Source organism: Neisseria sp. HMSC058F07, from assembly GCF_001810035.1.
GTDB lineage: Bacteria > Pseudomonadota > Gammaproteobacteria > Burkholderiales > Neisseriaceae > Neisseria > Neisseria perflava.
The window spans coordinates 152,987-161,507 of the sequence record NZ_KV799674.1; the positions used below are offsets into that span (position 1 = coordinate 152,987).

An 8,521-nucleotide genomic window follows, 5' to 3' on the forward strand; every position below is an offset into this window, starting at 1 on the left:
TTTGAATAAAAACAGACGACCGTCAGGCCGTCTGTTGGTTTATGCGGTTTTATTACTGAGTAAGAAGCGACGATTGCCAGCTTTCAGGATTTGGTATTGAAGAGCCAAATCAGGGTTTTCAGCAGCCATACGTTTACTATCTAAAACCATGCTGTCCTTGCTACGTTTATAGCTGATCGAGCCATTTCGAAACTTTGCGTGAGCAGCTGTACCCATTGCCTGAATCAACCGTTGCTGCATTTTGGCTTCGTCTGCATGGATAGACTTCAGTAGTTGCCGGGTTTCTTGCAAGTCATCAAACACATGATTCAAATCTGCATCAGCAGTTAAATCAACAACCTCACCGTCATCATTTGGAAATAGACAACGGAGAGCCTGCTCTGCTGACATAGAGCCATCAGCTGGTGGAGCGATATCGTTTTCAACGTAATACCAAAATTGACGCTCCAGCTTAATCAGGTTTTCAATCATAGTTTCATCACGTTCAATACGATGAATCTGCAAATCTTGGCCACAAATCAGAACAGCCACATCAGCAGTCTGTTTGCCAGTTACCGCCAATTGATGCATAACCTGAACTTGGACATAGTCAGGTATACCGTCCTTCCATAGTTTTGCTCCATTCATTCCTGCAGTTTTACACTCCAAGATTTGTACGTCAGTGTTTCCGACAATTTCACGGTCAAGATTAGCCAGCATAAAGGGAATGGTCGGATGCTGAAGTACGGCATTAACCCGACGTACCTTATTGCCAGTACGTTTACTGTAATGTTTAGCAACAATCGGTTCTAGGATAGTCCCCCAATAAACAGGCTGGGTATCATCCTCAATATCAATCTGTGGCAACATTTCCCCTCGGCCTGTTTTTTCCATCCACAGTGCCAAAGGGGATTTGTAGGGATTCAACCCAATTGCAGCTGCTGCATCAGAACCGCCAATACCCGATTGACGAACAGCAAGCCATTTATCACGTTCCATCTGTTTGGTTTCTACCAAACGGAGGGGTTTAGCATGATGAGAAGCTTTGGTTTGAGCTACTAAAGTATTCATTTAAAAATTCCTTTCTATACAAAAATAAAGCCCCTGTATCCTTTGGGATACAAGGGCTTTATTAGTTTGATTTAAGGTAAAAGAGAGGCCAACTGAACAACAGACGACTTATGCGACCAGTTCAAGAGCATGGTCTAAAGCGCGTTGTTTAAGAGCCGCCCCTTGACCAAACCATGCACTATCTAAACGATATTCGTTAGAGCGAGCACGTCGTTCATGGTCTACATACTCAGTCATGGCACATAACAAACCCCACGCGGTATCTTTGGTAGCGCTGACCTGCATCCCACGACCATGACCGTTGTACAGGTCTTGAACCTTAGCTAGAGCGCGTTCATTAGTTAAGCCTGCACCTGTTTTGAGATTGTCAGAGTTACAGAGTACCCGCATAAAGAAATGCATGGCTTCATGGTTTTTGATTTTACGTTCTGACAGCATTTTCATGCGGTACATAAACGAATCCCAGCCAGTTATTGCCATGCCTAATCTGCGTTTAACATCTTCAGCATCAAAGTTTGTACTATGTGGTACTTTAATCGAGGTAGAAGTACCATTTAAAGCAACCGCAAGCGTATTGGCACAAACTACACGGATAGTTGTCGGTGTGGCGGTTGTAGCCAGAGTACCATCACATGACGTAGCCAAGAGAAGATAGCCTTTAACCACATCATTGCCTTTTAAAACAGCTTCCTTACCTGTTCGTGCTAGAGCCCAAAACTTGCGTCCTGATTTTAAGACACCTGCTGTTTCCAACTCATAGCCTGCCTGCTCGGTTAAATCACGATAGAACTCTAAAACCTCCTGTGGTTGCACTACCTGATAACGTTTGCTTACCACAGACAAGGGTTGCTTGTTATCAGAACGAAACAGAACCTTGTGGTCCTCAAAAGGCATAATTAGGGATTGTTGACTCAACTCAGGCATATCAACATCATAGCGCACAGTTGATTCCTGGATTCTCCAATCCATCCCTGCAGCCTTTGCCCATACTTCGATAGGTTGTTTCTCAGGCAAATGATTGCCTAAGTTGTGCCACGGTGCTTTGCCTGTATAGGCCATTGTCTGAATATCATGAGCCATGATGCCCCCTTAATTGAATTCTGTGTCACAGTCTAAACAGCGATAAAGGTCCAAAACAGAACCATCTAACTGTTCCCCAACCTTGCTACCAGCAATACTGCCTGAAACTGAACCTACCAAACCACCAAACAAAGCTCCAGCAATTGAGCCAGTTATTAAGCCAACTGGCCCGAATGCTGCGCCTACCACAGCACCAGTTTCTGCACCAGTCCAAGCTCCTGAAGCTCCCAAAATTCCTCCGCTGACAGCACCAATACGTGCGCCAACGGTTTTACCAATCTTACGCTCGATGACATGGTACGAGCTACAATTAGGACATTGAATTGACATATAAAACTCCTTGATATAAAAATGGAAAAAGCAGCTATGCAAGCTACTTGGATATTTCAAGTTAGTAATATATGTTTGAAAAAAAATAGAATATGGAGATTATTATGGATAGTAATTTGCGTCAGGTAAATGAGTTTATTAAAGTTGGAGAAATAGTAGACGATAAGATTAAAGGAAGTGAGTTCATTAAAAATATAGAATATCTCAATATACCCTTATATTTTAAAGTAGGTAACAAATCCTCTAGGGAGAGAAAAGGAATATATATCAAAAGAATAGCCCCTATTGATATATGTCTAAAGTATATTGACAATAGAATGCCACAAGGAACATATCAGGATGATTTTCTAAAAAAATTGAGTTTTTTCAAAACAGCCCTTTTCCATGATTCTAGAGCATGCTTTTCTTTTAGTCATGCTAATGTTCTAGACGGGTTAGATTATCCAAATATAGATACACCAATGATGATTGCAGTATGTGGTCAATCACTAGATTTATATAGCTATCAATTTACGGATGAGATAAGGCAAGAATATGAAGAAAATATTATTTTATACAGCAATGAGTTTGAAATTATAAAATTTTTAAAAAAAGAGAACAGTACAATAGAAGATATATCACTTAAATTAAATAATCATTCACTTTTAAGAAAGAGTATACGTAACATATTTATAGATAGCTTTAATGATGTTGCTTCCTTGAGTGATATAGAAAATTTTATTAGGGAAACAAGTTTATTTCCCCGCCTTATTTCTAAGTATTTTAACAATATAGATAAAAAAATAGATTTAGTATCTAACATTCTAAATAAAATTTTAGTTGAAGCTAATCTTGAGAGTTTTTATACAAATAATTATTATCTTTTTTGTGATCAAAAAGATAAATTTATACCTAAAACTAAATACTGGAATGGTATTCCGGATAGGGAAGCTATTAATTACTTTAAAAGCGATATATTAGAGGTTAATTTCAAAGCGGGTTTTGATATAGATTTTAAAGATTTGTACATTTTAAAATCAGATTTGAAATCCATTGAAGAAAAAATCTCTAAGGAAAGGTTGGAGTCGAATTTTAATTTCAGTACGGATGAAATTGACAAGTTCCCAGAAAATTTAAGAAATATATTTGAAATCATAAAGATACTTGAGAAAAATCCAACAGTTGACAAGGAGACAGTCAATAAATGTATAAGGGAAAAATTCTCAGATTTTTTAAGTATAAATAAAGATAAACGGTTGGCATTTTTAGTTTCATTAGTAAAGAAGAAAAAAAATTTACAATTTAATAAAAAATCAAATAATGCTGGAATGAGTGATTTTCTGAAGTTGCTCTGTGAAACATATGTTAAGGCTAGTTCTGACAATTTTAATATTGATAATTATTCTGATTTAACAAAGGCAATGCAATCTGCCAATAAACATATATATCAACGTGAGTCGGATATGGTAAATAAATTGAAAGATCACTCTTGGTTCCTGTTTTAGGTGAATAACAATAAAGAATAACCTTTTGTATTCATTAAGGAAATGGTTATAAAAAGGTAGGTAATTCGCAATTTCGACCTTAGTATTAGGATAATTCTGAACAGTTTTGTCCTATTTTTTTTTTCTTAAATTTGCACAATAGCTCCATGGTTATCCAGAAAACATCTGGAGTATTTGAAATCTACTTTGGGAGCTTAGTATGCTTAATAGTTTTAAAGAAGCACAACAAAATCCAAATCTGATTAAATTATCAGATTTACTTAAACTTGTACCACTTTCAAGGACCGGCATTTATGATCGTCTTAATCCTAAAAGTAGGTATTATGATTCGACTTTTCCGCGGCCCATTAAACTTGGTGAGAGAACCAATCGTTGGGTAAGAGAGGAAGTGGAAGAATGGCTTGAAGCATTAAAAGCACAACGCTTTGATTCACGTACGAAGGGAGCGAAAAATGAATGCTAACTTCCACGAATCTAAATTACATCTTTGTTTACACCCCAAGTTAAGCAATCTTGCTAGAAGTGTGCAAAACCAAATTCAATCGCCTATGCCGATAGTTGTTTCTTCTATGCTGACAGCGTTGTCAACTGCTATGCAGTCCTTTGTCAAAGTGAGGTTGCCTATAGGAATGACTATCCCAAGCAACCTGTATGTTTGCACTATTGCTGATTCAGGAGAGCGTAAAACCAGTACCTTAAATCTATTTATGAAGGGTATCAGACGGTTTGATAACGAATTAAGTGTTATGAATCAACAGATTATTTTTAGTAATAAGAGTAAGCAGACTGTTTGGGATTTGCGCTATTCTGAGCTCATGAAAAAGCTGAAGAAAGCGATTAATCAAAATGACGCGGGTAACATCGATGTTTATAGTGCCAAACTTAGGGAACTTGAATCGGAGAAACCAACTGAAGAACAAATAAGTAGAATTGTGTTTGATGACGCCACAATTGAGGCTCTGACTTTTCAATTAGGCCAATCGAAAGTAGGAGGCTTGTATGTAACGACTGAAGCTGGGAGTGTTCTAAAAAACATGACAACCAAACATACTTCATTGCTTAATACACTTTGGGATGGTGAGAAAATTCATGTTGACCGTCAATCTGGCTCTTATGACGTCGATAATATTTTAAGTTGCTCTTTTTCTGTGCAACCAGACCTGTTCACGGAGGCAATAGTTAAGAAGGAAAATATGATTCGAGGTAGTGGGTTATTAGCCCGTATGTTGGTGTGCTATCCACAAAGCACACAAGGTTTTCGGAGTATAAGTGAGTCATTTATCAATTTCGATTTAGAAGACTTCAATACAAGGATGAAACAGCTGTGTCAATTTTCAAGCACCTGTACACAGGAGCAGAAAATCATCTGTTTAGAATTTGATGAGTCAGCCAAAAGGCTGTGGTTCGATGCAGCTAATGATCTTGAAGCAAACATTTCGGAAACAGGAAAGTACCAAAGCGTCAAAGATGTAGTAAGCAAATTTATGAATAACGCTTCTAGAATTGCGGCTCTGTTTCATTTTTATCTTTATGGTGATGAAAACGAGGAAGCAACGAGAAAAATTTCGGAATCGATACTGGGATCGGCTATTACGCTTATGGGATACTATTTGGAAGAGTCACTCCGATTATTTGGCGAGAAGTCAGAAGAGCAGGTGCGTTTTGAGTACGCTCAATCCTTATTTCAATATCTTGCCAGAACCTATAATCCACAAAATCCTTTCCCAGGTATAGAGAAGCAGACTATCTGTAGAAATGGTCCACGGTTAATTCGTAAAGCTGTTTTGGCACAAATCGCAATTGATGAGCTTGTGAGACATGGCTATCTATATTATAGACCAAATGAAAAACCACACATTTATTGGTTTGGTCACAAATGGTTTGTAGAAAATGGACATGTCTACCCACCTGGGTATTATCCTTCTTGTTAATTTACAATTAACATACTAATGGCTAAAACGGCGATATTCGCCGTTTTAGCCATACTTTATGTCTGAAGTTTTTCAATCATGTTCAAACCGATGCTCAATTCTGTTTGAACGTCATAATTATGCACTATCCAATAGTGTCCAACTACATTCATTTTTTATTCAATCTCTTGTTAAGCATAAACCAAGAATTTAATATGTCGGCACTATCTACTCAAACAGGAGGTAATATCAATTATTAGGATCCTACCGACCGATCATCGTGATGCTTGGAGGGGCAAATTTATATGTGGGAAACTAGTAATTCGACTTTTTATGGTATACGTTGGTAACTTTGAAAAATCTCATGTTTATTAACTAAATGGTTGAGGCCATATGATATTATTGGTATAGTTGAATCCAATGTTGGAAATAGTAAACAGAATTGATTTGATGTAGCTCTACAAGTTTTGTTGGTACATTTGTTGGTATCTTTAAGAGCTTGACTGAAAATATACTTTAAATACATTCGGTTATATAGTTTTGTGAATCCTGCTCCCGCAACCAAATATAAAAATCCCCTGCAATCGCAGGGGATTTTGCTTTATGCGGTATTTATTGTTGCTTGGATTGATTGAAAGGCCGTCTGAACCATTGGGTTTCAGACGGCCTTTTTTATTGGCCGATGTTATCGGCGGCTAATTCGTTTTTGTCTTTTATTTTGGGTTTGCGTTTTTCAGACGGCCTATTGTTACTCCGGATCGGTATCGTTACGCAGGTATTCTTTCAGGCGTTGCAATTCTTTTTTGTCCAACCATTTATTGCGCGAACGTTGCAACAGGATCACCAATGCGGCGATTTCGTTACGCATATTGGTACTGAGCCAGAGGAAGCCTTGCCAGTCGTAATGCAGGCGGGCGGCCGGTTTGCTTAGTTCGGTATTGAGCGAAGTATCGATGCGGATGCGGCGGGCGTAGTGGCCTTTGATGAGACGTACGGTCAGGCGCAGTTCGCGTTGGAGTTGGTTGAAATGGCGGTCGAGCAGGCGGATTTCGCTTTCGTTGAGCGTGGGCGCGCGCAGTTTGGCGGCGGTGGTCAGGAGCAGCTCGGTGGTGGTGACGATTTTGCGGTGGGCATGTTGCATGGCTTCCATCATATTGTTGCTGATGTGGCTTTCGCCGGATGTTGCGGCCAGATGGCTGCGGCTTTTGACCATGCGGGCGTTGATTTTGCGCATTTTAATCATGTTTTGCTCCAAGCGCTCGCGCGTCATGCGCTTGCCGTTGCTGATTTCGGCAATCATTTTGGCGCAGTCGGTGAGGTTGTCGGCAAGCATGAAGCGCCACATCAGGGTGGAGCGCAGGGGCAGGAGTTTGGCGGCGGCAATGGCGATGGCGGCACCAATCAAAACGTTCATGGCGCGCATCAGGCCGCTGTCGAGCCAGTGGTGGCTGCTGTCGCCGATGAGCATGCACATGGTCAAACCGGCAAGCATGGCGACATAGCCGTTTTTGCCGACCGCAGACCAACCGGCCACTGCGCTGGCGGCACCGATAATCAGATAGAAGAAAACGTCGTCTTGCAAATAATGTTGGTTCAACCATAAAACGGTCAACCCAACACCCAAACCGATGGCCGTGCCGAGCATGCGTTCGACCGCTTTGGAGTAAATCGCGCCTTGGAATTGCAGCATGCCGAGGACGACAAAGACGGTCATGCCGATCCACTCGCCGTGTTGCAGGTGGAAGACTTTCGCCAACAGGGTGGAGAACACGATTGCCAAGCCGAGGCGGAAGGCGTGGATATGGCGGCGATAGCGGTAGCGTTCGTAGGCGTTGAGCCAGCGTTCGGAAAAATGGAGGCGTTCGGATTGGGCAGGCATGTTGTAAGACGTATCAGTATGTGGGGATGTAAATTATAACTGATTGGTAAAGCAGATGAAATTTTAACTGCTCCCCAACGGCTTGTCCTATTGCGGATTTTATCTGCCGCAAGCGGATATAATGGCGGCTTTGAATCAGACAGGTGGTGAAGAAATGGCGACGGTTTTAAGCGCAGGCGTGGACGAAGCGGGACGCGGCCCTTTGGTCGGCAGCGTATTTGCGGCGGCAGTGATTTTGCCGGAACATTTTGACTTGCCGGGTTTGACCGACTCAAAAAAACTGAGCGAAAAAAAGCGCGATATGTTGGCGCAGATGATTAAGGAACAGGCGGTTGCGTGGAGCATTGCCTTTGCCGATCCTGACGAAATCCTGCAACTGAACATCCTGCACGCAACCATGGCCGCGATGAAGCGCGCAGTCGAGGGGCTGTCGGTCACTCCCGACAAAGTGTGGATAGACGGCAACCGCGTGCCGAAAGATTTGAATGTTCCTGCCGAAGCCGTGGTCAAAGGCGACAGCAAAATTATTGAAATCTCCGCCGCTTCGGTTTTGGCCAAAACCGCGCGTGATGCGGAAATGTATGAATTGGCGAAACGCTATCCGCAATACGGGTTTGACCGCCACAAAGGCTACGGTACGGCGCAACATTTGGCCGCGTTGAAACAATACGGCGTCTTGCCGGAACACCGCCGCAATTTCGCACCGGTCAAAACCTTATTGGCACAAGGCAATCTGTTTGAAGAATGAAAGCATATCAAAAGGCCGTCTGAAAGATTTCAGACGGCCT

8 protein-coding genes are annotated in these 8,521 nt (G+C 41.4%); 4 read left to right on the forward strand and 4 right to left on the reverse strand.

Going from position 1 to position 8,521, the window contains the following annotated elements:
• Positions 1-39: 39 nt before the first annotated feature.
• The 3 genes from HMPREF2696_RS04080 to HMPREF2696_RS04090 form a co-directional block, all read right to left on the reverse strand.
• Positions 40-1,050, reverse strand: a complete 1,011-nt coding sequence (locus tag HMPREF2696_RS04080) for a YqaJ viral recombinase family nuclease (RefSeq protein ID WP_070587917.1) — start codon at positions 1,048-1,050, stop codon at positions 40-42.
• 108 nt (positions 1,051-1,158) lie between these two features.
• Positions 1,159-2,130 carry a DUF932 domain-containing protein gene (locus HMPREF2696_RS04085; RefSeq protein ID WP_070587919.1) on the reverse strand — a complete coding sequence of 324 codons (972 nt, stop codon included), beginning with the start codon at positions 2,128-2,130 and terminating at the stop codon, positions 1,159-1,161.
• 9 nt (positions 2,131-2,139) lie between these two features.
• The gene (locus tag HMPREF2696_RS04090) at positions 2,140-2,460 is read right to left on the reverse strand and encodes a hypothetical protein (protein WP_070587921.1); all 321 of its coding nucleotides are present in this window, start codon (positions 2,458-2,460) and stop codon (positions 2,140-2,142) included.
• Positions 2,461-2,564: 104 nt separating this feature from the next.
• Here HMPREF2696_RS04090 and HMPREF2696_RS04095 point away from each other — a divergent pair, with 104 nt between their 5' ends.
• The 3 genes from HMPREF2696_RS04095 (at position 2,565) to HMPREF2696_RS04100 (ending at position 5,875) form a co-directional block, all read left to right on the forward strand.
• The gene (locus HMPREF2696_RS04095) at positions 2,565-3,944 is read left to right on the forward strand and encodes a hypothetical protein (RefSeq protein WP_141746349.1); all 1,380 of its coding nucleotides are present in this window, start codon (positions 2,565-2,567) and stop codon (positions 3,942-3,944) included.
• Positions 3,945-4,143: 199 nt separating this feature from the next.
• Complete coding sequence (locus tag HMPREF2696_RS11205) at positions 4,144-4,407, forward strand: helix-turn-helix transcriptional regulator (RefSeq protein ID WP_083299270.1); 264 nt, start codon at positions 4,144-4,146, stop codon at positions 4,405-4,407.
• On the forward strand, positions 4,397-5,875 hold the full coding sequence (locus tag HMPREF2696_RS04100; protein WP_070587925.1) for a YfjI family protein: 1,479 nt from the start codon (positions 4,397-4,399) through the stop codon (positions 5,873-5,875). Before HMPREF2696_RS11205 ends, HMPREF2696_RS04100 begins: the two co-directional genes overlap by 11 nt.
• Positions 5,876-6,602: 727 nt before the next feature.
• Here HMPREF2696_RS04100 and HMPREF2696_RS04105 read toward each other — a convergent pair.
• Positions 6,603-7,733 (reverse strand): FUSC family protein, encoded by a 1,131-nt coding sequence (locus HMPREF2696_RS04105; protein WP_039861887.1) that lies wholly within the window; start codon positions 7,731-7,733, stop codon positions 6,603-6,605.
• Positions 7,734-7,887: 154 nt separating this feature from the next.
• Between HMPREF2696_RS04105 and rnhB the strand changes: the two genes are divergently transcribed.
• Positions 7,888-8,481, forward strand: a complete 594-nt coding sequence (gene rnhB, locus HMPREF2696_RS04110; protein WP_039861927.1) for a ribonuclease HII — start codon at positions 7,888-7,890, stop codon at positions 8,479-8,481.
• The last annotated feature ends 40 nt before the right edge of the window (positions 8,482-8,521 follow it).